The following is a 25,357-nucleotide window of genomic DNA, read 5'->3' as shown; positions in this document are numbered from 1 at the left end:
TATTCGTGGGGTGCCGTCACGGTGACCGTCCGATGCGTCGATTCACCGGGCCGGTTGACCGAAAGTGATCATCAGGCCGAGGTGTGGTACGCCAGCACTCCCCGGTTGATGGCCGCGATCGCCTGCCGGGCCATGGAACGCAGCTCCGGCGACGCGCCGCCAGAGTCGGAAAGTTGGCCAAGAAGGTCGACCACCTGCCGCGCCCACCGGACGAAGTCGCCGGCCGGCATTTCGCCGTCGATCTCGTGCCCACTGCCGAGCACCTTCGCCAGGGCCTCGCCCCGGGCCCACCGGTAGACCGGCCAGGCGAAGCCCAGATCCGGCTCGCGGGTCGCGGTCAGCCCACGGGCGGCCTCGTCGGCCTCGATCTCGCCCCACAGCTTCAGCGTCTCGTCCACGGCGTCGGAGACCGGGCCGCGCGGCAGGGACGCCCGCTCGTCGACGTCGCGGCGCGCCTCGAAGACCACCACGGACACCGCGGCGGCCAGCTCGGCCGGGGAGAGCCCGTCCCACACGCGTCGACGCAGGCACTCGGCGACCAGCAGATCCGCCTCGGTCCAGATCCGGCCGAGCATCCGACCGGCGTCGGTGACCGCGCCGTCGCGGCCGAGGTAACCACGTTCGGTCAGCAGCGCGACGATCCGGTCGAACGTCCGGGCGAGGGACCCGGTACGCCCCGACACCCGCTCGCGCAGCTCCTCGGTGTCCCGTTCGAGACGACGTCGGCGCTCCGCCCAGCGGGCGTGCTCCTCCCGCTCCGGGCAGGCGTGACAGGGGTGGTTACGCAGCTCGGTGCGGAGCTGGCTGAGCCGGTGGTCCTCGCCGGGCGTCTGCCGGGAGCGGCCACCGCGGCGCCCACCGTGCCGGTCGAGGCCGGTGCCGCTGACCTCGGCGGCGAGGTCCCGCCGGGCCGCCGGCGAGCGGTGGTTGAAGTGCTTGGGCACCCGGATGCGGGCCAGCACCTCGGCGGGCGTGGTGAAGTCGCCCGGGCTGACCCGTCCCGCCCAGCGGTCCTGGGTGAGCACCAGCGGACGGGGTTCGCCGAACCCGCCGGTCGCCGGGTCCAGCACGACGGCCAGACCGGCCCGCCGGCCCGACGGCACACGGATCACGTCGCCGATACGCAGCCGCTCCAGCGACGCCACGGCCGCGGCCTTGCGCTGGTTCTGCCCCTGCCGGGCGATGGCCTTCTCCCGGTCGGCGATCGCCACCCGCAGCGCGAAGTACTCGTCGAAGTCGCCGTGGTGGCAGGCGGCCTCCGCGCCGTACGCCTCGATGGTCTCGGTGTTGCGCTGCACCTGCCGCGCCAGGCCGACCACCGACCGGTCGGCCTGGAACTGGGCGAACGAGGACTCCAGCAGCGCCCGGGCGGGCTCCGCGCCCACCGAGCCGACCAGGTTCACCGCCATGTTGTACGACGGGCGGAAGCTGGACCGCAGCGGATAGGTGCGGGTGGAGGCGAGCCCGGCCACGTGGCGCGGGTCGGTCTCCGGGGACCACACCACCACGGCGTGCCCCTCGACGTCGATGCCCCGCCGACCGGCGCGGCCGGTGAGCTGGGTGTACTCCCCCGGGGTCAGGTCGACGTGCGCCTCGCCGTTGTACTTGACGAGGCGTTCCAGCACCACGCAGCGCGCCGGCATGTTGATGCCCAGCGCGAGGGTCTCGGTGGCGAAGACCGCCTTGACCAGGCCCCGGACGAACAGCTCCTCGACGACCTCCTTGAACACCGGCAGCATGCCGGCGTGGTGGGCGGCGAGGCCGCGCTCCAGGCCGTCCAACCACTCCCAGTAGCCCAGCACCGTCAGGTCCTCGCCGGGGATGGCGGTGACCCGGGACTCGACCACCCGGCGGATCTCGGCGCGCTCCTCGGGCGAGGTGAGCCGCAGCCCGGCGGCCAGGCACTGCTGCACGGCGGCGGCGCAGCCCGCGCGGCTGAAGATGAACAGGATGGCCGGCAGCAGACCCTCCCGGTCCAGCCGGTCCACGATGTCCGGGCGGATCGGGCCGCGCCAGCGGGGACCTCGGCGTCCGGAGCCCGGCCCGGCGCTGCGCCCCTCCCCCAGCTCCAGGCGACGCATCGTGTCGCGGGTGTAGCGCAGCAGCTCCGGGTGCACGTCGTGCTTGCGGGCGGCGTCGGCATCGTGGAACAGGTCGAACATCCGCTTGCCGACCAGCATATGCTGCCACAGCGGCACCGGCCGGTGCTCGCTGACCACCACGGCGGTCTCGCCGCGCACGGTGACCAGCCAGTCGGCGAACTCCTCGGCGTTCGAGACGGTCGCCGACAACGAGACCAGGGTGACCGACTCCGGCAGGTGGATGATCACCTCTTCCCACACGCCGCCGCGGAACCGGTCGGCGAGGTAGTGCACCTCGTCCATCACCACGTAGGCGAGCCCCTGCAGGGTGCTGGAACCCGCGTAGAGCATGTTGCGCAGCACCTCGGTGGTCATCACCACCACGGGCGCGTCGCCGTTGATCGCGTTGTCGCCGGTCAACAGGCCGACCTGCTCGGCGCCGTACCGGGCGACCAGGTCGTGGTACTTCTGGTTGGACAGCGCCTTGATCGGCGTCGTGTAGAAGCACTTGCGCCGGGTCGTCGGCGGCGTCGCGCCGTCGGCCGCCGCCGGGTCGTCGGGCCGCCCCCGCAGAGCCAGGTGTACGGCGAACTCGCCGACCACGGTCTTGCCGGCGCCGGTCGGGGCGCACACCAGCACACCGCTGCCCCGCTCCAACGACTGACACGCCTCGCGCTGGAAGTCGTCGAGGTCGAACCCCAGGTCCAGGGCGAACTCGTCCAGCGCCGGAAACTCGGAGGCCTGCGCGGCCCGGCGGCGCGCCGCGGCGTACCGCTCAGCGGGGCTCGACATGGCACCAAGATTAGTGCGTGCCGGCACAGTGCACCCCACAAGGCCGTCCGGCGGGGCTGTCGGCGAGGGTCGGTAGGGTGCACGGCGTGCCGGACCATGCCGAACCGCCCCAGACCACTCCGCCGGGCAGCGCCACCGCCCGCCGGACGTCCCGACGGCCCGTGAAGGCGGTGCTCTTCGACTTCCACGGCACCCTGGCCCAGGTGGAGGAGCCCCGGCAGTGGGTGCTGGAGGCCGCGGCGGCGTGTGGGGTCACCCTGGACCGGGTCCGCGCCACCTCGCTGGCCGACCGCCTGCTGACCGCCGGCCGCGCGGGCGGCCCGCTACCGGCCCGGGTTCCGCCCCGCCTGGCCGAGCTGTGGGCCGACCGGGACCTCTATCCGCACGCCCACCGGGGCGCGTACACCGGGCTGGCCGAGACCGTGGACGCCGGCATCGAGGGCTTGGCCGACGCGCTCTACGAGCGTCTGCTCCTCGCGGAGGGCTGGGTGCCCTACCCGGACACGGCCCCCACGCTGGCCGCTCTGCGCGACGCCGGCGTACGCGTCGCGGTGGTCAGCAACATCGGTTTCGACCTGCGCCCCCACTTCGACGCCTGGGGGTTGACCGACCTCGTCGACGCGTTCGTGCTGTCGTACGAGGTGGGGCGCTGTAAGCCCGACCCGGCGATCTTCTGGCGCGCCTGCGGGATGCTGGGCGTCGACCCGGAGCAGACGCTGATGGTCGGCGACAGCCCGGCCGACGCGGGCGCGGTGGCCGCCGGCTGCGCGGTGCTGGTGCTGCCGGCCGCCGAGCCGGGCCGGGAGAACGGGCTGGGTGCGGTCCTGGACCTGGCGCTGCCCGCCTGATCCCCGTTCGAGGACCGTCAGTCCGGCATGGGGATGACGGGTAACTCCCCGTCGCCGTACCGGTCCTCCCCGGTCAGGATGGCGGCGTCATGGTCGAGCACGGCTAGCGCCGTGGTGGCGAGATCAACCCGACCCGTCAGCGTCCGCCAGTAGCTGAGCTCGTGCCAGGAGCGCCCTTCGGTAGAGAGCACCGCACAGGCGTCCAGGGTCAGCAGCCGGTGCAGGGTCGCTCGTTCCTTCGGGTCGCTGACGATTGCCATGGCCTCCGCCACGGTCACGACAGTTACACCGAACCTGTTGCGGTCCTGGATGACCTCGTGCAGAGGCTCCCCGACATGCACCGAACCCGCCAGGTACGCCAGCAGCGCCGACCGATCCAGCACGAGTCGGACCGGCCGCTCCTCCCCGGCGCTCACGCGGCAGGCTGGTCGGCAGCTTCCAGCGTATGTTGGCGTGCCCGCTCCCGAAGCGCCCGACGACGCTCCGATGACCAGTCCGCCTCGACGGCGGCACGGCGGGCGCGCGCCTCGGCCACACCCTGCTCCGTGATCTGGATGCCCTGATGAGCCAGCTCCGCATCCAGGGCGTCCAGACGCATCCGGTCTCGAACGGCCTGGGTGATGTAGGCGCTGGCGTTGGCCTCGCGCTCCAGCCTCTCCGCCACGTCCGGCGGAACGGAGATGGACAGCTTCCGCATCGCGATGGTCATACCAGAGACCGTACGCAGGTAGCACCGCATTGGCGAACACCTTCGGCGTGTCGGGTGCTCGGGCGCTTGCGACACCAGCGGCTCGCGTTCGTCGAGCGCACCCCCGGAAGATCCCGCTCGGCCGACCGCCTAGCGTCAGGGCCGTGACGGACACCCTCCTGCCTGCGTCGACACCGGCCGACGCGCCCCCACAGCGGCACGGTGGTGTCCTCGCCGTGGGGCTGGTGCTCGGCGGGGCGCTGTCGGTTCAGTTCGGCTCCGCCCTGGCCGCGCTGCTCTTTCCGCGTACCGGGGTGGCCGGGGCGGTCACCCTGCGGCTGACGATCTCGGCGCTGTTGCTGCTCCTCGTGTGCCGGCCGCGACTGCGCGGGCACGACCGCTCGGCCTGGCTCGCCGTCGGCGCGTTCGGGCTCGCCCTGGCCGGCATGAACTCGCTGTTCTACCAGGCCATCGAACGCATCCCGCTCGGACCGACGGTGACGCTTGAGGTGCTCGGTCCGCTGGCGCTGTCGGTGTTCACCGCCCGCCGGCTGGCGAGCTGGTGCTGGGCGGGCCTCGCGCTGGCCGGGGTGGCGCTGCTCGGGCAGGGCGGCTTCGACCGGCTCAACCCGGCCGGGGTGGCGTTCGCGTTCGGCGCGGGCACGATGTGGGCCGCGTACATCGTGCTCAGCGCCCGCGTCGGCGGCCGGTTCCCCGGCGCGGACGGGCTCGCCCTCGCGCTCACCCTGGCCGCGCTGGTCACCCTGCCGCTGGGCATCGCCGACGGCGGCGCCGTCCTGCTCGACCCGCAGGTGCTCGCGTTCGGCGCGGCCCTCGCGGTGCTCGCCTCCGGCCTGCCGTACACCCTGGAACTGCTGGCGCTGCGCCGGATGCCCACCGCCACCTTCGCGGTGCTGATGAGTCTCGGCCCGGCCGTCGCCACCCTCGCCGGCTGGCTGGTGCTGCGCCAGGCGCTGACCGTGTCGGAGTGTGTCGCCATCGTGCTGGTCATCGCCGCCAGCATCGGCGCCGGACGGGTCAGCGCAGCAGTCGCAGGGCCCCGGGCACCGCGGTGATCGAGACCGGGAGGCTGAGCGAGCGTTCCCCGTCGGCGTACGTGACGATCCCGTCGGCGGCCAACTCCACCGTACGGGCCCGGTAGCTGCTCACCACCGGGTGCTCGACGTGGGTGCCCTGGTAGATGTGCGGCTTCACCCGGATCATCGTGCGCCGGTCCGCCCGGCCGGCCACCACCACGTCCAGCAGCCCGTCGGTCGGGTCGGCGTCGGGACAGATCCGCATCCCACCGCCGTACGACGGGCAGTTGCCCACCGCCACCAGCACCGAGTCCATCTCGTGCAGCACCCCGTCCAGGCGCATCGTGTAGCGCCGGGGCTTCAGGCGGGCCATCTCGATGAGGATCGCCAGGTCGTACCGGCGGGGGCCACGCGGCCACCGCATCCGGTTGGCCCGCTCGTTGACGATCGCGTCGAAGCCCGCCGCGAGGACCGCCCCGTACCAGCGCTCGGTGCCGTCGGCGCCGGTCATCCGGGCCAGGTCGACCTCGCGGCTCCGGCCGGCCCGCAGCGCCTCGACGATCACTTCCACGGCGGCGACGGGATCGGCGGGAAAGCCGGTGTCGATCGCGAAGTCGTTTCCGGTGCCGGCGGGCACCGGTCCGAACGGGATGTCGGTGCCGGCCACGGCCTGCAGCGCCCGGTGCACGGTGCCGTCTCCGCCGATCGCGACCAGCGCGCCCGCGCCCTCGGCGACCGCCGTCCGACACGCCACCTCCGCCTCATCGGGGGTGGACGCCGACAGCACCGTCACTGGCCGGCCGGCGGCGGACAGCCCGCCCAGCAGCCGGGGCAGCAGGGCCCGACGCCGTCCCCGGCCGGCCGTCGGGTTGGCGAGCACGGCCACCGGGCCAGCGGCCGACGCGGCGTCCTCCGCCGGTCCGGGCCGAAACTCTTTCACGGTCACGGCCAGCACCGTACTCGTCGTACATCTGATGTTCATCGTGCGGAGGTAGCGCTCCCAGCCCACCGGGCGGCTCGATTCGGTCGACGGCGGACACAGCGACGCCGCCCCCACATGGCGGGGACGGCGTCGGCAGATCCGGCGGCGCGGAGCCGTCAGGTCATGTCGTCGTAACGGCGTTCGATCGGCGCCGGCTTCGCGATCGGCTCCGGAGCGCCGATCGGCGCGGTCGCGTCGACCCGCTGCCCGGCCACGACCGGGTCCGTGTCGAACTCCAGCGGCGAGACCTCGTCGTCGTCGAGACCGGCGTAGACCTCCTTGCCGCGACCCCGTCGCCGGTCGTTGATGAACGCGATGCCCACCGCTCCGAAGTAGAGCGCGGAGAGGCAGACGGCCAGGGCGGTCATCCCGAACGGGTCGGGGGTGGGGGTGACCACGGCGGAGAACGCGAAGAACACGAAGATCGCGACCCGCCACCAACTGAGCAATCGCTTGGCGCTGGCGATGCCGACGAAGTTGAGCATCAGCACCAACAACGGGAACTCGAACGCCACCCCGAACAGCAGGATCAGGTTGGTGACGAACGAGATGTACCGAGTGATGTCGAGCGTCGTTGTGATGTCCCCGCCACCGGAGACGTTGAGCAGAAACTCCAGGCCCTTCGAGGTGACGAAGTACGCCAGCACAGCGCCAGCCGCGAAAAGGGGCGCGGCCAGAGCGGTGAAGACGTAGGCGTAGCGCCGCTCGTGCCGGTGCAGACCGGGCGCGATGAACGCCCAGAGCTGGTAGAGCCAGATTGGCGCGGCCACGATCAGCCCGACCCAGAGCGCAACCTTCAGCTGCAGCAGGAACAGGTCGGCCGGGCCGAGCTGAACGAAGTTGCACAGGCCGTTGGCCAACCGGGCCTTGGGCAGATCGCAGTATGGCTGCTGGAGTAGGTGCAGCACCGGCCCGGCCAACCAGATGCCGAAGCCGAAGCCGACCACGATGCCGATCGAGGCGCGGAAGAGACGGTTGCGCAGCTCGCGGACGTGCTCGATGAGCGTCATCGAGCCGTCGGAGGCCCGCTCGAACTCGCTCGGGCCACGCTTACGCAGGGCGAAGGCCACGGTGCCAGGGCCCTTCGGTCAGTTGTCGCGGACGCGGTGCACCGGGTCGACGACCGGCTGCTGCGCCGGCGCCTGCTGGTACGGCGGCTGCTGCGGCTGCCCGGCGTACGGCGCCTGCTGACCGGCGTGCGGCGGCAGTGGCTGGTAGCCGGCCTGCGCGTCGGCCTTCTCGGCGAGGTCGCGGTCGTCGTCCTGCAGGCTCTTCGTCTCGGCCTTGATGATCCGCAGCGAGCGACCCAGCGAGCGGGCCGCGTCGGGAAGCCGCTTCGCACCGAAGAGCAGGATCAGCACAACCACGAGAACGGCGATGTGCCACGGCTTGAGGGCACCCATGAGAAGCTCCAGTCGCTCTGTGTCCGGGGGTGGTACGCAGCCCATCGTACGTGCGGATCGGTGGGATGCCACCCGCCGGGTGGTGGTGGTCCGGCCCGGCCGGTGAAGTCTTGACCAACGCGCGATGATCCGTCAACCAGATGGGCCGACGGCGCGGTCAGCCGCGCTTGGCCTTGATCAGCTCAAGGCGCTGCTGGGCGGTGTCGAGCTGACGCTGGACGCCCTCGGCGCGCTGCTGCAACGCCTCCGCGGTCTCCCGCATCGCCTCCGCCTCCCCGGCCCGGCGCTGCAACGCCTCGGCGGCCCGGCGCAGCTTGGGCAGCCGGGCCAGCACCGGGCGCACGGCCAGCACGAGCGCCACGAGCGGGAGCAGCACCAGCGCGAGCACGATCCAGATCAGCACGCCGGCCAGCCTACTGGGTGCGGCCGGCCACCGCCGGATCGCCCGACGGCGCGCCGGGGGCCGCGGCCGCGCGGTCGTCGGGCAGCCGCGTCACCGGCGCGGGCACCGCGTACGCGTCGAGCGCGGCGGACGCGGTCGCCCGGACCTGCTCGGCCAGCTCGACGGGGGCGACCACGGTGACGTCCGGGCCCAGGCCGAGCACGAACCGTCGCGCCCACCCCAGATCGGTCACGCGCAGCGAGACCAGCCACTGGTCACCGTCGCCGGCCTCGACCCGCTCACACGGGTAGTACTCGGTGATCCACCGCTCGCCGCGTCCGATCCGCAGGGTGATCAGCGGCAGGTCGGGCGACGGCCGGAAGACCCCCTCGGTGCGATCGTGCGGGACTGCCTGCGGCGGAACGGCGGCCGGCTCGTCCAGCTCGGTGATCGCGTCGATCCGGTCGGCGCGGAACAGCCGCACCGCCTCCGCGCGCCGGCACCACGCCTCCACGTACGCCCGGCCGCCGACCATCAGCATCCGCAGCGGGTCGACCACCCGCTCGGTGGTCTCGTCCCGGGCCGCCGTGTAGTAGGTGATCCGCAGCGCCCGGCCGCTCTCCACGGCGGCGCGCAGCGCCTCGACCCGCCGGGTGTCCCCGGGGAGCCGGACCGCTACCGGCGCGCCCACCAGGTCACCGGCGGCGTCCTCGATCTTGGCGAGGGCCCGTTCGATGGCGTCCCGGTTGGCGACGCCGGGGGTCTCGGCGAGCATCCGCAGCGCCACTACGAGCGCGAGGGCCTCGTCGGGGGTGAGCCGCAGCGGCCGGTCGATACCGGCGTCGTACGTGATGGTCACCCGATCACCGTCGAAGGCCATGTCGATCAGGTCGCCGGGGCCGTACCCGGGCAGCCCGCACACCCACAGCAGCTCCAGGTCCTCCCGGAGCTGCCGTTCGGTGACACCCAGGTCACCGGCCGCCTCGGCGACCTCGATGCCCGGTCGGGCCAGCAGGTAGGGCACCAGGTTGAGCAAACGCGCCAACCGGTCGGCGGAGGTCTTGGAACCGCCACGGGCGGCCGGGCGGGTCACCGGGCACCCCCGGAGACCGCCAGCTCGTCGTGGCGGACCGCGATCTCCTTGAGCCGTTGGATGACCGCCTCGCGGACCTCCGGCGGGTCGAGCACGCGTACGTCCGGCCCGTACCCGACGAGGTGGCCGGCCAGACCGTCCGGGTCGGCGTACGGCAGCACCAGGCGGTCGCCGTCCGGCCCGGCGGTCACCTCGACCGCCCAGCGACGCAGGCCGGCGGCCCGGCCGGGCGCGGCCAACACGGTCGCCCGGCCGGTCCGCTCCACCGGCCCGGACCAGCGGGCCACGTGACTGATCAGGTCTTCTCCCAGCGGCGGCTCGTAGGCGCCGGACGCGCCGGTCACCCGGACCGCGCCGACCACCCGGGAGAGTCGGAAGCAGCGGGTGGCGTCCCGGTCCAGGTCGTGGCCGACCACGTACCACCGGCCCCGCCAGCAGACCACGCCCCACGGCTGGAGCCGGCGGCGGCTGGGGGCGTCCCGGTCGGGTACCCGGTAGTCGAAGCCCACCTCCCGGCGGTCCCGGGCGGCGGCGGTCAGCGGCGCGAACGCCGGGTCGACGGTGACCATCGGCTCCAGGCCGAGGGTGGCCTGCGGGTCGACGTCCACCCCGGCGGCGCGCAGCTTGGCCAGCCCGGAGGACGCGGCGGCGGCCAGCCCGGCGTGCTGCCACAGACGGGCGGCGATGCCGACGGCGGCGGCCTCGTCCGGTTCGAGGGGGATGTCGGGCAGCGCGTACTCGCGGTGGGCGATGCGGTAGCCGGGCTCGGCGTCGAAGACGCTGGCCGTGCCGGTCTCCAATGGGACGCCCAACTCGCGCAGCTCGGCCTTGTCCCGCTCGAACTTGCGCTGGAACGCCTCGTGGTCGCGCGCGTCGTCGGGATCATGCTCGTAGCCGGGCACGGTCGCGGCGATCTGCGCGGCGGTCAGGAACCGTCGCGTGGACAGCAGGCAGATCACCAGGTTGACCAGGCGTTCGGTGCGGGTCCGCGACACGCGGTAGACGCTAGCAGCCGACGCGCCCGCATCGTGCACCCACGCGGGCGTGCCGCACACTTGTTCGGATCGGGCCTCTCCCCCGGCGCGCCGCCGCCCCCGGCCATAGGGTTGCCCTCATGTCGCAAGCCGGGATGAAGACCGAGAGCGAGAGCGTCGGCACCGTGGTCGTCGCGGGCGTCGCCAACCTCGCCATCGCGGTCGCCAAGCTGATCGCCGGGCTGATCTCGGGGTCGGCCGCGATGCTGTCCGAGGCGGCGCACTCGGTCGCCGACACCACCACCGAGGTGCTGCTGTTCCAGGCGCTGCGCCGGGGTGCCCGACCGGCCGACAAACGGCACCCCTTCGGGTACGGCAAGGAGAGCTACGTCTGGGCGTTCTTCGCCGCGATGTTCACCTTCGTGGCCGGCGCCGGTTTCGCCGTCACCCACGGCGTCACCACGATCCTCGTGCACGAGCACAGCGGCGACTACCTCGTCTCGTACATCGTGCTGGCGGTCTCGTTCGTCATCGAGTCGATCTCGCTGGCACGGGCCGTCCGGCAGGTCCGGCGCGAGTCCGAGCGCTGGCAGACCACCCCGCGACGGTTCCTGCGGCTCACCGCCGACACCACCGTCAAGGCCGTCTTCCTGGAGGACAGCGCGGCCCTGATCGGCCTGGTGCTCGCGGGGCTCGGCATCGGCCTGTCGCACGCCACCGGCGACGAGGTGTGGGACGGCGTCGCGTCGATCCTCATCGGCCTGCTGCTGCTGACCGTCGCCGGGATCCTCGCCAGCAACAACCTGTCGCTGCTGGTCGGCCGGGCCGTCCCGGAGCGGCTGCGCCGCGAGATCGAGCAGGAACTGGCCGGCCTGCCCGAGGTGGAACGCATCGACACCCTGCTGACCATGCAACTCGGCCCGGACGACATCCTCGTCGCCGCGAAGGTCGACTTCCGCGACGAGGCCACCGGCGCGCAGATCGAGACCACCGCCGACGAGGCCGAGCGGCGGCTCACCGAGCGCTACCCGGAGATCCGGTTCGTCTTCCTCGACCCCACCCGCTCGCAGCCCGGGGCCACCGGAAACGCCCGGCACACCCAGGCCGCAGACCCCGGCGACTCGCCGGCCTGAGATCGCACCCGGTCGCGGTCCGCCGCGCCCGCGCGGCTAGCGTGCCGGTCATGGTGCGATGGCGTACGGGGACGGTGGCGGCGCTGCGACGGCAGTGGACCGGGGCGGTGGAACTCGACGTCGACCTGCCCGACGGCACGCGCATGCGGGCGCTGGCCTATCCCGAACTGGTCGGCACGCCCGAGCCCGGCGACCGGGTGCTGCTCAACGCCGGCGCGCTGCTGATGGGGCTGGGCACCGGCGGGTACGCCCTCGTGGTGGCGGTGCCGGACCGGCTCCCCCCGGACCCGCCGGACGCCGGCGACACCCGCGACGCCGGGCACCTCGTCAAGGCCCGCTACACCCCGTTGCAGCCGATCCTGCTCGGTGTCGACGAGGAGGCGTCCCCGCACCGGGCCGTGCTGGCCGACGCCGACGACCTGGGCGGCCTGCCCGTGGTCACCGCCGACCTGCACTCGGCGCTGCCGGCGATCCTGGCCGGCATCCGGGCCGACGCTCCGCAGGCGCGGATCGCGTACCTGCTCACCGACGGCGGCGCGCTGCCGGCCTGGTTCTCCCGCACCCTGGCCGGGCTGCGCGACGAGCTGGCCGGGACGATCAGCGTCGGGCAGGCGTTCGGCGGCGACCTCGAGGCCACCACCCTGCACGGCGGTCTGCTCGCCGCCCGCCACGTGCTGCGCGCCGACGTGGCGATCGTGGCGCAGGGCCCCGGCAACCTGGGCACCGGCACCCGGTGGGGCTTCTCCGGCGTCGCCGTCGGCGAGGCGGTCAACGCGATCGCCACGCTCGGCGGACGGCCGGTCGGCTCGCTGCGCATCTCCGACGCCGACCCCCGCCCCCGGCACAACGGCGTGTCGCACCACAGCCTCACCGCGTACGGCCGGGTGGCGCTCGCCCCGGCGGAGCTGGTGGTGCCCGACGACCTGGACCCGGCCCTGGCGGCCGAGGTCGACGCCGCCCTGGCACCGCTGGCGGCCCGGCACCGGATCGTGAAGGTGCCCACCGCCGGCCTCGACGCCGCGCTGCGCGCCAGCCCCGTCCCCCTGTCCACCATGGGCCGCCCCCTGGACGCCGACCACGCCTACTTCCTGGCGGCAGCAGCCGCCGGCCGCCAAGCCACCACCCACGTCCCCTAACCTTCCACCCCCCAACCCCCACCCACCCCCACCCGGCCCCCGCGCCCCGCTCCGCCCCGGTGATCAAGAAGTTTGCGTCAGAATCCGGCGCGATTTTGACGCAAACCTCTTGATCACCGCAGCCAGTCGGGGGGGTCAGCGGATTACGGGGCGTTGGTCTCGGGGTAGGGCCTCGATCAGTTCTCGGGGCAGGTTGAGGGTGTCGGCGCTGACCTCGGGCGGGGTGTTCGCCATCCACTGGGTCAGCGAGACGGACTCGAACCGGGGCTTGCGGAACATCTCCAGGAACACCAGCGGCTCGGTGCCAAGGTTCTCGATGTAGTGGCCGTAGGCGAACGGCACGTACCCGACGTCACCGGCGCGCATGTCGAAGGTGCCGGCCACGCCCTGACTGGCGAACACGCCCATCCGACCGTGGCCGGACAGGTAGTACTGCCACTCGTCGTCGGTGGGGTGCCAGTGCAGCTCGCGCATCCCACCCGGATCCACCTCGACCAGCGCGGCGCAGATCGTGGTGGCAGCGGCGAACTGGGTGACGTCGGCGATGCGGACCTGACCGCCCGCGAAGCGCTGCGGCTTCTGGGCGAGCAGCCGGTGACTGAGACTGCGGGGCACGTCCCCGGTCGGGCTGACGACCCGGTCCTGGTCCAGCGCCGGCGGCACCTGCCCGGCGAAGATGTACTTCTCCCGCTCGGGGATCGAGTCGAGCTGATCGAGCCGCCACCCGAAGTTCTTGGCCAACACATCCTTCGGGGTGTGCGCGAAGAAGTCGCTGATCAGGAACGTGCCGTTCTCGGTGAACGCGCCGTCGTCGAAGACCAGCAGGAACTCCACACCCTCGTCGAGCGCCTGGATGTGGTGCGGCACCCCCTGCGGAAAGAACCACAGGTCACCGGCGCGCACGTCGTCGAGGAAGTTGCGGCCCTCCTGGTCGACGGCGCTGATCCGGGCGCTGCCACGCGACACGTACGCCCACTCGGACTGCTTGTGCCAGTGCATCTCCCGGTACCCGCCCGGTTCCAGCGCCATGTCCACGCCACTGAGCTCGGTGGCGATGGGCAACTCCCGTACGGTCACCTCCCGGGTCCATCCGCCGCGCTGCACCCGGGTGTGCGCGTCCGAGAAGGAGAACCGCAGGTTCGGCAGCGTGCCCGCGTCCGTGCTCGGTGGGGTCAACAGGTCGGGGTTCTGCCGGTCGCGGACCACGTCGCGTGGCCCGGGGTCCACCCAGCCCCCACCGTCGCGTTCCGGCTGCGGCACCGTCGGGTCGTTCATGATCGCCTCCCGCGTCGTCGCGTCCTGGCGCCGCCGGCACGATGGCCGGCAGGACGGCCCGCGACGGCGACGGCCAGCGGATACCCGGCGGGGCGACCCGGCCGGGCCAACCCCTGGCCCCGACGGGTCAGCACGTCGGACACCGAGCGGGGCAGCGATCACCGGACACCGTTCACGACCGCGCGGGAATGCGATCACCGGACACCGTTCACGACCGCGCGGGGCGGGGATCAGCGAACATCACGCGCGACCGCGCGGGGCGGGATCAGGAGAGGAAGATCAGGGCGAGCCAGCCGCCCACGATGAGCACCAGCGCCACGGCCAGCACCCAGGTCGGCACGGTGTACTCACCGCGCCGGTTGCGGTCGATCTCGGCGCGGATCTTCTCCCGCCGGCGCTCGACCCAGTTCTGCCGCGCGCCGCCGCGCTCGGAGGGCTCGGATGGTCCAGAAGTCGTCATGGCGCGCTCAGCCTACCGGTTGCGCCGGCCCCGTCGGCGTACACCACCGTCGGGGCCGGCGGACCCGTCACATGCTGGCGATCAGCCGCTCCACCCGCTCGTCGTACGCCCGGAAGGGGTCCTTGCAGAGCACGGTGCGCTGCGCCTGGTCGTTGAGCTTCAGGTGCACCCAGTCGACGGTGAAGTCGCGTCGCTTCTCCTGGGCGTGCCGGATGAACTCGCCGCGCAGCCGCGCCCGGGTGGTCTGCGGCGGGGTCTCCTTGGCCTCGAAGATCTCCGGGTCGGTGGCGACCCGGTCCACCTCGCCGCGGCGCTCCAACAGCCCGTAGAGGCCACGGCCACGGCGTACGTCGTGGTACGCCAGGTCCATCTGCGCCACCCGGGGGTGCGACAGCGGCAGGTCGTGCTTGCGCTGGTACCGCTCGATCAGCCGCAGCTTGCTGACCCAGTCGATCTCCCGCGAGACCGGCTCCAGGTCACCGCTCTCCACCGCGTTGAGCACCCGGCCCCACAGCTCGACCACCCGCTTCGCGGCCTGGTCGCCGCCGCGCCGCTCGACGAATTCGGTGGCCTTGGCCAGGTACTCCTGCTGGATGTCCAGCGCGCTCACCTCCTTGCCGGAGGCCAGGCGCACCTTGCGGCGGCCGGTGATGTCGTGCGACACCTCGCGGATCGCCCGGATCGGGTTCTCCAGCGACAGGTCCCGCATGACCACGCCGGCCTCGATCATCCGCAGCACGATGTCGGCCGTGCCGACCTTGAGCAGCGTGGTGACCTCGTTCATGTTCGAGTCACCGACGATGACGTGCAGGCGCCGGTAGCGCTCGGCGTCGGCGTGCGGCTCGTCGCGCGTGTTGATGATCGGGCGGCTGCGGGTGGTCGCCGACGAGACGCCCTCCCAGATGTGCTCGGCCCGCTGCGAGAGGCAGTAGACCGCGCCGCGCGGGGTCTGCAGCACCTTGCCGGCCCCGCAGATCAACTGCCGGGTCACCAGGAACGGGATGAGCACGTCGGCGAGCCGACCGAACTCGCCGTGCCGGGAGACCAGATAGTTCTCGTGGCAGCCGTACGAGTTGCCGGCCGAGTCGGTGTTGTTCTTGAACAGGTAGATCTCACCTGCGATGCCCTCGTCGTGCAGCCGCTTCTCCGCGTCGACGAGCAGTCCCTCCAGGATCCGCTCGCCGGCCCGGTCGTGGGCCACCAGGTCGGTCACCGAGTCGCACTCCGGTGTCGCGTACTCCGGGTGTGACCCGACGTCCAGGTAGAGACGGGCCCCATTGCGCAGGAACACGTTGCTCGACCGACCCCAGGACACGACGCGCCGGAACAGATACCGCGCGACCTCGTCCGGGGACAGCCGCCGCTGCCCGCGATAGGTGCAGGTGACGCCGTACTCGGTCTCGAGGCCGAAGATTCGCCGCTCCATGATGAGACATTAGCTGCCCGGAGGCCCGGTTCGTCACTGTCACACCACAGGTCGTGCCCGAGGAGCGGTCACATACCGGCCGAATGCGACATTCCGTCCGGTCCTAGGCTGGCCACGAACCGCCGGCAGGCGTCGTACTCCGGCAGCAGGCCGCTCTCGCGGGCCTGCGCGAGGGTCGGCGCGGCGTCGTCGCGCGCGGACAGCAGCGGCACCTCGGCGGGCCACTCAATGCCCAGTTCCTCGTCGAGCGGGTGCACCGCGTGCTCGCCGGTCGGGTTGTACGTGGCCGAGCAGAGGTAGCTCAGCGTCGCGTCGTCGGTCAGCGCGCAGAACCCATGCCCCAGCCCTTCGCTGAGGTAGACGGCCCCCCGGCCGGTGTCGTCCAACCGGACGCCCTCCCAGCGGCCGAAAGTCGGCGAGCCGACCCGCAGGTCGACGATCACGTCGAGGACCGCCCCGCGCACGCAGGTCACGTACTTGGCCTGCCCGGGAGGTACGTCGGCGAAGTGGATGCCGCGCACCACGCCGCGCGCGGAGACCGACAGGTTGGCCTGGGCGAGGCGCAGGGGGTGCCCCACCGCCTCGGCGAGCTTGTCGAAGCGGTACCACTCCATGAACATGCCGCGCGGGTCGCCGTGCTGCTGGGGGGTGATCTCCCAGGCGCCCTCGATGCTCAGCTCGCGGATCTTCACCGGCCCACGCGCCCCTCGTTCTTCTCGGCCAGCAGCCCGAACAGGTACTCGCCGTACCCGCTCTTGACCAGTGGCTCGGCGAGCGCCCGCAGCTGGTCGTCGTCGATGAGGCCGGCCCGCCAGGCCACCTCCTCGACGCAACCGATCTTGAGGCCCTGCCGCTCCTCGATCACCCGGACGAACTCGCCGGCCTGCATCATCGAGGCATGGGTGCCGGTGTCCAGCCAGGCGGTACCCCGGTCGAGCAGGGTGACGGACAGCTCGCCCGTCTCCCGGTACACCTCGTTGACCGCCGTGATCTCCAGCTCGCCCCGGGCGCTGGGGGTGAGCTTGCCGGCGATGTCGACCACCCGGTTGTCGTAGAAGTACAGCCCGGGCACCGCGTAGCGGGACTTCGGCCGCGCCGGCTTCTCCTCGATCGAGAGCACCCGCCCCTCGGCGTCGAACTCCACCACGCCGTACTCCTGCGGGTTGGCCACCGGATAGGCGAACATCCGGCCGCCGACGACCTCGCTGTGGGCGGCGAGCTGCCGACCCAGGCCGACACCGTGGAAGATGTTGTCGCCGAGGATCAGCGCCACCGACTCGGCGCCGATGAAGTCCGCGCCCAACAGGAACGCCTGGGCGATGCCCTCCGGGCGGTCCTGCGTCGCGTACTCCAGCCGCAGCCCGAACTGGCTGCCGTCGCCGAGCAACCGGCGGAACTGGTCCTGGTCCTCCGGAGTGGTGATCACCAGGATCTCCCGCACCCCGGAAATCATCAGGGTGGAGAGAGGGTAGTAGATCATCGGCTTGTCGAAGACCGGCAGCAGCTGCTTGGACACTGCCCTGGTGATCGGCCATAGCCGGGAACCGGTTCCGCCGGCGAGTAGAATTCCGCGCACCTGAGGAGCTTAGCCGCAACCAGCCCGCCGGCATGTCGCAGGTCGCCGCCGACATGCCCGCGTACGCCTTCGCGTACACTCCTGGACCCGTGAGGATCCTCGTCACCGGCGGTGCCGGATTCATCGGTTCGGAGTACGTCCGCATGCTGCTGGGCGTGCCCGGTGGCACGGCCGAGGGCGTGCCAGCGCTCGACCCGGCCGGCGTGACAGTGCTCGACAAGCTCACCTACTCGGGCAACCTGGGCAACCTGGACCCGGTGCGCGACGACCCGCGGCTGCGGTTCGTGCAGGGCGACATCTGCGACCCGACCGTCGTCGACGAGGTGGTCGCCGGGCACGACGTGATCGTGCACTTCGCGGCGGAGTCGCACGTCGACCGCTCCATCGCCGGCGCCGCGCCCTTCGTCACCACCAACGTGCTCGGCACCCAGACCCTGCTCGACGCCGCGCTGCGCCACGGCACCGGCCGTTTCGTGCACGTCTCCACCGACGAGGTGTACGGCTCGATCGACGAGGGCTCCTGGACGGAGACCTGGCCGCTCGCCCCCAACTCGCCGTACTCGGCCTCGAAGGCCGGCTCCGACCTGCTCGCGCTGGCCTACCACCGCACCCACGGGATGGACGTGGTGGTCACCCGCTGCTCCAACAACTACGGGCCGTACCAGTTCCCCGAGAAGGTCATCCCGCTCTTCGTCTCCAACCTGCTCGACGGCGGCACCGTCCCGCTCTACGGCGACGGCGGCAACATCCGCGACTGGCTGCACGTGCACGACCACTGCCGGGGCATCGCGATGGTCCAGCAGAAGGGCCGCGCCGGCGAGGTCTACAACATCGGCGGCGGCACCGAGCTCACCAACAAGGAGCTGACGGGCCTGCTGCTGGAGGCCTGCGGCGCCGGCTGGGACCGGGTCGTCCCGGTCACCGACCGCAAGGGCCACGACCGCCGCTACTCGCTCGACATCACCAGGATCAACCAAGAGCTGGGGTACGCCCCGAGCATCGGCCTCACCGACGGTCTGGCGCAGACCGTGCAGTGGTACCGCGACAACCGCGCCTGGTGGGAGCCGCTCAAGGCGGCGCCGACCGCATGACCCGACCGATCAGTCCCCCCGTTTAGCCCCCCGACCGGCGTACAGTCTGCTAGGGAACGGCCGTTGGGCCGCCGCTGGTGTGCCACCCCTTCCGGGCGGGCGCACCACCCTGGCCGCCAGGTACGCCTCCGCCGCTCCACCCGCCCCGTGGAAGGTCGCATGAAGCTCACCCTCGTCACCGGCCTGACCGGCCTGATATTGCTGGCCACCATCGTCGAGCTGCTGCGCCGCCGGCAGCTCCGCGAGAAGTACGGCATGCTCTGGCTCTGCGTCCTGGTGATCGTCATTCCGCTGTCGCTCTTCCCCCGCCTGCTGGACAACGTCGCCGAACTGCTCGGCGTCCAGTCCGGCGTGAGCCTCGTGCTCTTCCTCGGCATCGTCTTCCTGCTGCTGGTCTGCGTGCACCTCAGCTGGGAGGTCAGCGCCCTGGAGGAAGAGACCCGGACCCTGGCAGAAGACTTCGCCCTGCTCCGCGCCGAGATCGACGCGGACCGGGCGGCCCGAGACGAACTGGTGTCGCACGATGGTTAACGGCAAGCGGGTCCTGATCATCATCCCCGCGCTCAACGAGTCCGGCTCCATCGCCGACGTCGTGGGCGAGGTCCGCGGCGAACTGCCCGGCGTCGACGTGCTCGTCGTCGACGACGGCTCCACCGACCGCACCGCCGCCGTTGCCGCCGCCGCCGGCGCCCGGGTCGCCAAGCTGCCGTACAACCTCGGCGTCGGCGGCGCCATGCGCCTCGGCTACCGGTACGCCCGCGACCACGACTACGACGTCGCCATCCAGATCGACGCGGACGGCCAGCACGACCCCCGGTACGTGCCGAAGCTCGTCGACCTGCTCGACGACACCGACCTGGTGATCGGCGCCCGGTTCGCCGGCGAGGGCGACTACAGCGTCCGCGGCCCCCGCCGCTGGGCCATGGTCATGCTCTCCGGCGTCCTGTCGCGCGTCGCCCGCACCAAGCTCACCGACACCACCTCCGGGTTCCGGGCCGCCAACCGCCGGGTCATCGACATGTTCGCCACCTGGTACCCGGTGGAATACCTGGGCGACACGGTCGAGACGCTCGTGCACACCGCCCGGCGGGGCTACACCATCCGCCAGGTGCCGGTGGCCATGCGCAAGCGGATGGCGGGCACCCCCAGCCACTCCCCGGCCAAGGCCATGATCTACCTCGGTCGGGCCTTCGCCGTCCTCACGTTGGCGCTCATTCGCCGGTGATCCGCCGGCTCCTGAGTCTCGTCCCACCGGGCACCGTCGCCGTCGGCGCCGGCCTGGCCCTGCTGGGGCTCGCCTCCTACGTCCACCTGGCCGTCGCCGGGCACAGCCTCACCGAGGCCGACTACTCGTCGCTCGCGGCGCTCTGGACGATCGTCTTCACCCTCGGCATCGGCCTGTTCATGCCCGTCGAACAGGAGGTCGCCCGCCTCGTCGCCGGCCGGCACAGCCACGGCAGCACCCCCGGGCCCGTACTGGCCCGGGGGGCCGCCCTGGCCCTCGGCCTGCTCGTCGTGGTCGTCGCGCTGATCATCGTCGCCCGGGCGCCGCTCGCCGACCGGCTCTTCGCCGGCGACGACCGGATGGTCGCCGTCCTGATCGGTTCGCTCGCCGCGCTCGCCGTCGCGCACACCACCCGCGGCGTGCTCTCCGGCCTGCAACTGTTCCCCTGGTACGGCACCCAACTCGGCGTCGACGGCGGCCTGCGCATCGCCCTCGTCGCCCTGCTCGGCCTGACCGGCGTCACCTCCCCCGTGTGGTTCGGCGCGGTGCTGGTCGCCGCACCGCTGATCAGCGTGGTGATCACCGCCCCACCGGTGCTGCGGGCCATCGGCGGCGGCGTCCCCGTCGCCTGGGCGGCATTCCTGCGCGGCCTCGGCCTGCTCATCACGTCCAGCCTGCTCTCCCAGGTCGTCGTCAACATCGGCGTGATCAACGTCAAGGTGCTGGACCCCACCGACGGGGCCACCGCCGGCGCGCTGCTCTCCGCGCTGGTGCTGGTCCGGATCCCGCTGTTCGTCTTCGCCTCGCTCCAGGCGTCCCTGCTACCCGGCCTCGCCACCTCCGCCGCGACCGGCGACCGCACGGCCTTCAACGGGCTGCTGCGCCGCGCCCTGGGCGTCGTCACCGCGCTCGGGCTCACCGGCGCCGTGCTCGCCGTCCTGCTCGGCCCGTGGCTGGTGCAGACCCTCTTCGACGCGCCCGACGTCCTCGGCCACGGCGACTTCGCCTGGCTCGCCGCGGCCACCCTCGCCTACCTCTGGGCGATGGTCCTCGGCCAGGGGCTGCTCGCCCTTGACCGGCACCGGGCCCAGGCCGTCGCCTGGGCCGTGGGCGTGGCCGCGCTGGTTGCCGCCACCCTGGCCCCCGTGGCCACCGCGCTGAGGGTCGAACTCGGCTACGCCATCGGCTCCGTCGTGGTCGCCGCCACCATGGCCGTTCTGCTGCGCGGCACCCAGTCCCCCGCGCCGGCCCCCACCCCCACCCACGAAGCCGTCCCCCCCGAAGTAACCACCGCCCCCTGACCCCCCACCCCACCCCAGCCCGCGCCGCGCCCAGCCCAGCCCAGCTCGGCGATCTTGCAGTTTCTGTCGGGACTAATCGTCGTCAAGCTGACTTTTCGTCAACCGAAAGTGCAAGATCGGCGGGCTGGAGCGGGCGCGGAGCGGGCCGCCCGGTTTCCGGGCCGCCCGCCGAATGCGCGTACGAGAACTACTTGCCGTCCGCCGGCTTGTCCTCCAGGTCGGCCGAGCCCGCCGACGTCGTCGGCTTGTGCGCCTCCGTGGTCGGCTGCGCCGGCGTGTCCGGCCCCCCCGCCTCGGCCGGCTCCTCCGCCGCCGCGACATCACCGTCGAGCAGCGCCGTCAGCGCCGCCCCCGTGATCCGCCGGAACGTACGCCCCACCCGCTGACGGTCCAGCACCGCCACCTCAAGCTGGTTCGCGGCGATCGTACGGGCCGCGCCACCCTCACCGCCGACGGTGCTCAACGCCTGCACCGCCACCCGGACGGCCTCACCGAGGGACATGTCCGCCCGGTGCTGCGACTTCAACACACCGGTGATCGCCTCGGCCTGGCCGCCCATCGCCATCCGGCCCGGCTCGTCGTTGACCGACCCGTCGTACGTGAGCCGGTACAGCTCGTCGTCGTCCGGGGTCGCCCCGACCTCCGCCACACAGATCTCCACCTCGAAGGGCTTCGACTGCTCGGTGAAGATCGCGCCGAGCGTCTGCGCGAACGCGTTGGCGAGGGCCCGCCCGGTCACGTCACGCCGGTCGTAGCTGAGGCCGTTCAGGTCGGCCATCCGCACACCCGCGCGACGCAGGTTCTCGAACTCGTTGTACCGGCCGACCGCGGCGAAGCCGATCCGGTCGTAGATCTCACTGACCTTGTGCAGGGCGCTGGAGAGGTTCTCCGCGACGAAGAGCACCCCGCCGGAGTAGCTCAGGACCACCGCGCTGCGACCCCGGGCGATGCCCTTGCGGGCCAGCTCGGAGCGGTCGCGCATGATCTGTTCGGGCGAGGCGTAGAACTGCATGGCCACGGCGGCGGTTCTCCTTACGGCGCGGTGCTGACGACTGCTGACTGGTGGGGGTGGACGGCGCTCATCCGCCCGGGTTCTCCATCCGACCGGCGACCACACCCTCGGCGATCGCCGCCGTCTCGGTGTCGGTCAACCGGCGGGTGCCCTCGGCGGTAGCGGTCATCACCACCGGATAGATCCGGCGGGTCAGGTCCGGTCCGCCGGTCGCGGTGTCGTCGTCGGCCGCGTCGTAGAGCGCCTCGACCGCGAGCCGGGTCGCGTCCTCGAGGGACACGCCGGTACGGAAACGCTTCTTGAGCGCCGACTTGGCGAAGAGCGAGCCGGAGCCGATGGCGTCGTACCCGGTCTCCTCGTACGGGCCACCGGTCACGTCGAAACTGAAGATCCGTCCAGCCCGCGCCGGGTCACTGGCGGCAAGGTCGAAGCCCGCGAACAGCGGGACCACGGCGAGGCCCTGCATGGCCGCGCCCAGGTTGCCCCGGATCATCGACGCCAACCGGTTGGCCTTGCCGTCGAGCGAGAGCATCGCGCCCTCGATCTTTTCGTAGTGCTCCAGCTCCACCTGGAACAGTCGCATCAGCTCGATGCCGATGCCCGCGGTGCCCGCGATGCCGACCAGCGAGTACGCGTCGGCGGGGTGCACCTTCTCGATGTCGCGCTGGGCGATCAGGTTGCCCATGGTGGCCCGCCGGTCGCCGGCCATCACCACGCCACCGGCGGCAGAGATCGCCACGATGGTGGTCGCGTGCGGCGCCAGGTCGGCGGCCATGCCCGGCGGCAGCGGCCGACGACCGGGCAGCATCTCGGGCGCCGCCCGGCTCAGGAACGTGGTGAAGGAGGACGTCCCCGCGTTGGTGAACACATCTGGTAGACGCCCGGATGGATCAAAGCCCGCTGCCACGTGGCTCCTCTCAGGTACGTGATCGCCCTGGCCAGCCTCGTAGGACTGTCACGGAACTGGCCAAGACCACCGTTGCAGTTGAAGCAGAGTATCCCGCGCACCCATCCGGTGCGATGATCGTGGTCCAGATGTTGCGGGTCCGCGCCGCCACAGATTGCGCAGACCCCGCCCTGCTCGGCCAGGAGCTCCTGAAACTCCTTCTCCCCCACGCCGTAACGATGCCGCAGGTGGTACTCGCGCGTGCCGCCGTAGAGTCGTTGCGCCGTCTCTTTACCACGGGCGTTGTGGCAGGGCTTGCAGTAGCTGTGTCGACCACTCGCCTTGGTCGAGGTGGTCGGAAAGTCGTTCAAGTGCTTGATCTGATCACAGTCTGGACACCACTTAAGGCCTTCACCGACGGGCGTGGGTGATTTCCGCTGCGGGGCGATACCGCGCTTGCGCCGACTTGCCTCCGACCGTGCGGCGGCGCAGATCTTGCAGTAGAAGGCCAGCCCGTCCTTCCTTCGCCGATCACGGTGGAACTCCGTGCTGGCCAGCATCCTCTTGCACTGCGGACATGTCTTATCGACGCCGCCCGGCGAATAAGACATTTACTATCATTCACCTCCTTTCTGTACATAACCCCTCACGAACTCTTCTGGGTTCTCTTCCAGGACGGAGTCGATCTCGTCGAGCAGGTCGTCGACGTCCTCGGTGATCTCGGCGTGCCGCTCAGCCACCTCGGGGTTCGCCTCGGTGGTGACGTCCTCGATCTCCTCGCCCTGGCGGGACTTGCCGGACTGCGACTGGCCGCCGCTGTCATGAGTGGCCATTGCTGCCTCCTCCACGATCGCCTGCGATGAACTTACCTCGCCCGGACGACGAAAAGCCCGCCGCGCGCCGGCTTGCGGCGCACAGCGGGCATTCGGTTCGCGCGTTCAGCCGCCGGTCAGCGTCTCCAGCAGGTCCTTGGCGCTGGCGCAGCGGTCGAACAGGGCCCCGACGTGGGCGCGGGTGCCCCGCTCCGGCTCCATCATCGGTACCCGGACCAGCGACTCCCGGCCCACGTCGAAGATCACCGAGTCCCAGCTCGCGGCGACCACCTCGGAGGCGTACTGCGCGAGGCAGCGGCCCCGGAAGTAGGCCCGGGTGTCCTCCGGGGGCTCGGTCATCGCGCTGCGGACCTCCTCGTCGGTGAGCAGCGTCTTCATGGCCCCACGGGAGACGAGCCGGTTGTAGAGGCCCTTCTCCTGGCGTACGTCGGAGTACTGCAGGTCGACGAGCTGGAGCTTGTGGGAGCCCCAGCCGAGCTTCTCCCGCTCCCGGTAGCCCTCCAGCAGCCGTAGCTTGGCCACCCAGTCCAACTCGTCCACGCAGAGCATCGGGTCGCGGCCGAGCCGGTCCAGGACACCCTCCCACCGGTCCAGCACGTCGGCGGTCTGCTCGTCGACGTCGGCGCCGTAGCGGTCGTCGACAAAGGACCGCACCCGTTCGAGGTACGCCCACTGCACGTCCAGGGCGGTCAGCCGGCGGCCGTCGCGCAGCCGCATGAGGTGCGTGAGGGACGGGTCGTGGCTGACCGCGCGCAGTTCGCTGACGGGGTCGGCGATGCCGAGGTCGGCGCTGAGCGCCTTCTCCTCGATCATGGTGAGGATCAGCGCGGTGGTGCCCACCTTGAGGTAGGTGGAGATCTCGGAGAGGTTGGCGTCGCCGATGATGACGTGCAGCCGGCGGTACTTGTCGGCGTCGGCGTGCGGCTCGTCGCGGGTGTTGATGATCGGGCGCTTGAGGGTGGTCTCGAGGCCGACCTCGACCTCGAAGAAGTCCGCGCGCTGGGAGATCTGGAAGCCGCTCTGCCCGCCGTCCTGTCCGATGCCGACGCGGCCGGTACCGCAGACGATCTGGCGGGTCACGAAGAAGGGCGTCAGGTACGCCACGATGTCGGCGAACGGGGTCTGCCGGCGCATCAAATAGTTCTCGTGGGCGCCGTAGCTCGCGCCCTTGTTGTCGGTGTTGTTCTTGTAGAGGTGGATGGGCTGGCTGCCGGGGATGGTGGCGGCGCGGCGGGACGCCTCGGCCATCACCCGCTCGCCGGCCTTGTCCCAGCGCACGATGTCGCGGGGGGTGGTGACCTCGGGGGTGGAGTATTCGGGGTGCGCGTGGTCCACGTAGAGGCGTGCGCCGTTGGTGAGTATCACGTTGGCCAGGCCCAGGTCCTCGTCGGCGAGGGCCTCGGCGGGGTCGTAGGCGGCCCCGGAGTAGGTGAAGCCGCGGGCGTCGCGCAGCGGCGACTCCTCCTCGTAGTCCCAGCGGGCGCGACCGCCCCGGTTGAGTTCGGGCCGGGCCCCGTAGGCGTTGACCACCTGGGACGAGGTGACCATCGGGTTGGCTCCGGCCTGGCCGGGCACGGAGATGCCGTACTCGACCTCGGTGCCCATGATCCGTCTTACGCTCATCGACCTACCCGCTTCGCTCGCCCGACCCGGTGCCCGTCATGTCGAGCGTAGTCCGACTGTTCGGGGTCGGGGGCGCGCCGGTGCGGGCGGGTCACGGGTG

The 25,357-nt window shown here is 71.8% G+C and carries 27 protein-coding genes; 8 read left to right on the top strand and 19 right to left on the bottom strand.

Annotated elements, in window-relative coordinates; genetic code table 11:
- Positions 1-71: 71 nt before the first annotated feature.
- Complete coding sequence (locus ACLQ25_RS15045; RefSeq protein WP_425731487.1) at positions 72-2,873, bottom strand: DEAD/DEAH box helicase; 2,802 nt, start codon at positions 2,871-2,873, stop codon at positions 72-74.
- Between the two features lie 86 nt (positions 2,874-2,959).
- Between ACLQ25_RS15045 and ACLQ25_RS15040 the strand changes: the two genes are divergently transcribed.
- Positions 2,960-3,721, top strand: coding sequence for an HAD family hydrolase (locus ACLQ25_RS15040; RefSeq protein WP_425731486.1), 762 nt, complete (start codon positions 2,960-2,962; stop codon positions 3,719-3,721).
- Between the two features lie 17 nt (positions 3,722-3,738).
- Here the strand turns inward: ACLQ25_RS15040 and ACLQ25_RS15035 are convergent, their stop codons facing one another.
- Both ACLQ25_RS15035 and ACLQ25_RS15030 read right to left on the bottom strand, forming a co-directional pair.
- Positions 3,739-4,137, bottom strand: a complete 399-nt coding sequence (locus ACLQ25_RS15035) for a hypothetical protein (RefSeq protein WP_425731485.1) — start codon at positions 4,135-4,137, stop codon at positions 3,739-3,741.
- Positions 4,134-4,430, bottom strand: coding sequence for a hypothetical protein (locus ACLQ25_RS15030; protein ID WP_425731484.1), 297 nt, complete (start codon positions 4,428-4,430; stop codon positions 4,134-4,136). Before ACLQ25_RS15030 ends, ACLQ25_RS15035 begins: the two co-directional genes overlap by 4 nt.
- 143 nt (positions 4,431-4,573) lie before the next feature.
- On the opposite strand from ACLQ25_RS15030, the gene ACLQ25_RS15025 reads away from it, so the two are divergent.
- Positions 4,574-5,485, top strand: coding sequence for an EamA family transporter (locus ACLQ25_RS15025; protein WP_425731483.1), 912 nt, complete (start codon positions 4,574-4,576; stop codon positions 5,483-5,485).
- Here the strand turns inward: ACLQ25_RS15025 and ACLQ25_RS15020 are convergent.
- The 6 genes from ACLQ25_RS15020 to ACLQ25_RS14995 all read right to left on the bottom strand — a co-directional run bounded on the left by ACLQ25_RS15020 (position 5,448) and on the right by ACLQ25_RS14995 (position 10,301).
- A complete protein-coding gene (locus ACLQ25_RS15020) occupies positions 5,448-6,401 on the bottom strand; it encodes a diacylglycerol kinase (RefSeq protein ID WP_425731482.1) in 954 nt (317 codons plus the stop codon). The genes ACLQ25_RS15025 and ACLQ25_RS15020 overlap by 38 nt on opposite strands.
- A gap of 143 nt (positions 6,402-6,544) precedes the next feature.
- Positions 6,545-7,498 carry a twin-arginine translocase subunit TatC gene (gene tatC / locus ACLQ25_RS15015; protein WP_425731481.1) on the bottom strand — a complete coding sequence of 318 codons (954 nt, stop codon included), beginning with the start codon at positions 7,496-7,498 and terminating at the stop codon, positions 6,545-6,547.
- Positions 7,499-7,516: 18 nt separating this feature from the next.
- A complete protein-coding gene (gene tatA / locus ACLQ25_RS15010) occupies positions 7,517-7,831 on the bottom strand; it encodes a Sec-independent protein translocase subunit TatA (protein WP_355233542.1) in 315 nt (104 codons plus the stop codon).
- Between the two features lie 157 nt (positions 7,832-7,988).
- Positions 7,989-8,234, bottom strand: a complete 246-nt coding sequence (locus ACLQ25_RS15005; protein ID WP_425731480.1) for a hypothetical protein — start codon at positions 8,232-8,234, stop codon at positions 7,989-7,991.
- A 10-nt stretch (positions 8,235-8,244) separates the two neighbouring features.
- Entirely contained in the window at positions 8,245-9,306 is a 1,062-nt protein-coding gene (locus tag ACLQ25_RS15000) for a helix-turn-helix transcriptional regulator (protein WP_425731479.1), read from the bottom strand.
- Positions 9,303-10,301 (bottom strand): helix-turn-helix transcriptional regulator, encoded by a 999-nt coding sequence (locus ACLQ25_RS14995; RefSeq protein WP_357119225.1) that lies wholly within the window; start codon positions 10,299-10,301, stop codon positions 9,303-9,305. The genes ACLQ25_RS15000 and ACLQ25_RS14995 overlap by 4 nt, the downstream gene beginning before the upstream one ends.
- 119 nt (positions 10,302-10,420) lie before the next feature.
- Between ACLQ25_RS14995 and ACLQ25_RS14990 the strand changes: the two genes are divergently transcribed.
- Both ACLQ25_RS14990 and ACLQ25_RS14985 read left to right on the top strand, forming a co-directional pair.
- A complete protein-coding gene (locus ACLQ25_RS14990) occupies positions 10,421-11,413 on the top strand; it encodes a cation diffusion facilitator family transporter (RefSeq protein WP_425731478.1) in 993 nt (330 codons plus the stop codon).
- 50 nt (positions 11,414-11,463) lie between these two features.
- On the top strand, positions 11,464-12,549 hold the full coding sequence (locus tag ACLQ25_RS14985) for a DUF3866 family protein (RefSeq protein ID WP_425731477.1): 1,086 nt from the start codon (positions 11,464-11,466) through the stop codon (positions 12,547-12,549).
- Between the two features lie 135 nt (positions 12,550-12,684).
- Here the strand turns inward: ACLQ25_RS14985 and ACLQ25_RS14980 are convergent, their stop codons facing one another.
- From ACLQ25_RS14980 to rfbA, 5 genes are all read right to left on the bottom strand, one after another.
- Positions 12,685-13,824: an oxalate decarboxylase family bicupin gene (locus ACLQ25_RS14980; protein WP_425731476.1), complete on the bottom strand. Its 1,140-nt coding sequence runs from the start codon at positions 13,822-13,824 to the stop codon at positions 12,685-12,687.
- 265 nt (positions 13,825-14,089) lie between these two features.
- A complete protein-coding gene (locus tag ACLQ25_RS14975) occupies positions 14,090-14,284 on the bottom strand; it encodes a hypothetical protein (protein WP_425731475.1) in 195 nt (64 codons plus the stop codon).
- A gap of 67 nt (positions 14,285-14,351) precedes the next feature.
- The gene (gene pafA, locus ACLQ25_RS14970; protein ID WP_234581936.1) at positions 14,352-15,710 is read right to left on the bottom strand and encodes a Pup--protein ligase; all 1,359 of its coding nucleotides are present in this window, start codon (positions 15,708-15,710) and stop codon (positions 14,352-14,354) included.
- Between the two features lie 68 nt (positions 15,711-15,778).
- Positions 15,779-16,402, bottom strand: coding sequence for a dTDP-4-dehydrorhamnose 3,5-epimerase (rfbC, locus tag ACLQ25_RS14965; protein WP_425731474.1), 624 nt, complete (start codon positions 16,400-16,402; stop codon positions 15,779-15,781).
- Positions 16,399-17,286, bottom strand: coding sequence for a glucose-1-phosphate thymidylyltransferase RfbA (gene rfbA / locus ACLQ25_RS14960; RefSeq protein ID WP_396805170.1), 888 nt, complete (start codon positions 17,284-17,286; stop codon positions 16,399-16,401). The genes rfbC and rfbA overlap by 4 nt, the downstream gene beginning before the upstream one ends.
- An 89-nt stretch (positions 17,287-17,375) precedes the next feature.
- Between rfbA and rfbB the strand changes: the two genes are divergently transcribed.
- The 4 genes from rfbB (at position 17,376) to ACLQ25_RS14940 (ending at position 20,903) form a co-directional block, all read left to right on the top strand.
- The gene (gene rfbB, locus ACLQ25_RS14955) at positions 17,376-18,377 is read left to right on the top strand and encodes a dTDP-glucose 4,6-dehydratase (RefSeq protein ID WP_425731521.1); all 1,002 of its coding nucleotides are present in this window, start codon (positions 17,376-17,378) and stop codon (positions 18,375-18,377) included.
- A gap of 159 nt (positions 18,378-18,536) precedes the next feature.
- On the top strand, positions 18,537-18,908 hold the full coding sequence (locus ACLQ25_RS14950; protein ID WP_007459918.1) for a DUF2304 domain-containing protein: 372 nt from the start codon (positions 18,537-18,539) through the stop codon (positions 18,906-18,908).
- A complete protein-coding gene (locus tag ACLQ25_RS14945; protein WP_355053025.1) occupies positions 18,901-19,602 on the top strand; it encodes a glycosyltransferase family 2 protein in 702 nt (233 codons plus the stop codon). Before ACLQ25_RS14950 ends, ACLQ25_RS14945 begins: the two co-directional genes overlap by 8 nt.
- Positions 19,599-20,903, top strand: coding sequence for a lipopolysaccharide biosynthesis protein (locus ACLQ25_RS14940; RefSeq protein ID WP_425731473.1), 1,305 nt, complete (start codon positions 19,599-19,601; stop codon positions 20,901-20,903). The genes ACLQ25_RS14945 and ACLQ25_RS14940 overlap by 4 nt, the downstream gene beginning before the upstream one ends.
- A gap of 187 nt (positions 20,904-21,090) precedes the next feature.
- On the opposite strand, the gene prcA is transcribed toward ACLQ25_RS14940, so the two are convergent.
- The 5 genes from prcA to dop form a co-directional block, all read right to left on the bottom strand.
- Positions 21,091-21,921 carry a proteasome subunit alpha gene (gene prcA, locus ACLQ25_RS14935; protein WP_355053023.1) on the bottom strand — a complete coding sequence of 277 codons (831 nt, stop codon included), beginning with the start codon at positions 21,919-21,921 and terminating at the stop codon, positions 21,091-21,093.
- A gap of 61 nt (positions 21,922-21,982) precedes the next feature.
- Complete coding sequence (gene prcB / locus ACLQ25_RS14930) at positions 21,983-22,822, bottom strand: proteasome subunit beta (RefSeq protein WP_425731472.1); 840 nt, start codon at positions 22,820-22,822, stop codon at positions 21,983-21,985.
- Complete coding sequence (locus tag ACLQ25_RS14925) at positions 22,741-23,361, bottom strand: endonuclease VII domain-containing protein (RefSeq protein ID WP_425731520.1); 621 nt, start codon at positions 23,359-23,361, stop codon at positions 22,741-22,743. Before ACLQ25_RS14925 ends, prcB begins: the two co-directional genes overlap by 82 nt.
- A 57-nt stretch (positions 23,362-23,418) precedes the next feature.
- Positions 23,419-23,634: a ubiquitin-like protein Pup gene (locus ACLQ25_RS14920; protein WP_425731471.1), complete on the bottom strand. Its 216-nt coding sequence runs from the start codon at positions 23,632-23,634 to the stop codon at positions 23,419-23,421.
- Between the two features lie 105 nt (positions 23,635-23,739).
- Positions 23,740-25,257 (bottom strand): depupylase/deamidase Dop, encoded by a 1,518-nt coding sequence (gene dop / locus ACLQ25_RS14915; RefSeq protein ID WP_425731470.1) that lies wholly within the window; start codon positions 25,255-25,257, stop codon positions 23,740-23,742.
- Positions 25,258-25,357 lie beyond the last annotated feature (100 nt).

This window comes from Micromonospora sp. DT44 (assembly GCF_049841635.1).
Lineage (GTDB): Bacteria > Actinomycetota > Actinomycetes > Mycobacteriales > Micromonosporaceae > Micromonospora.
This window is presented reverse-complemented; position numbering and strand designations above follow the sequence as displayed.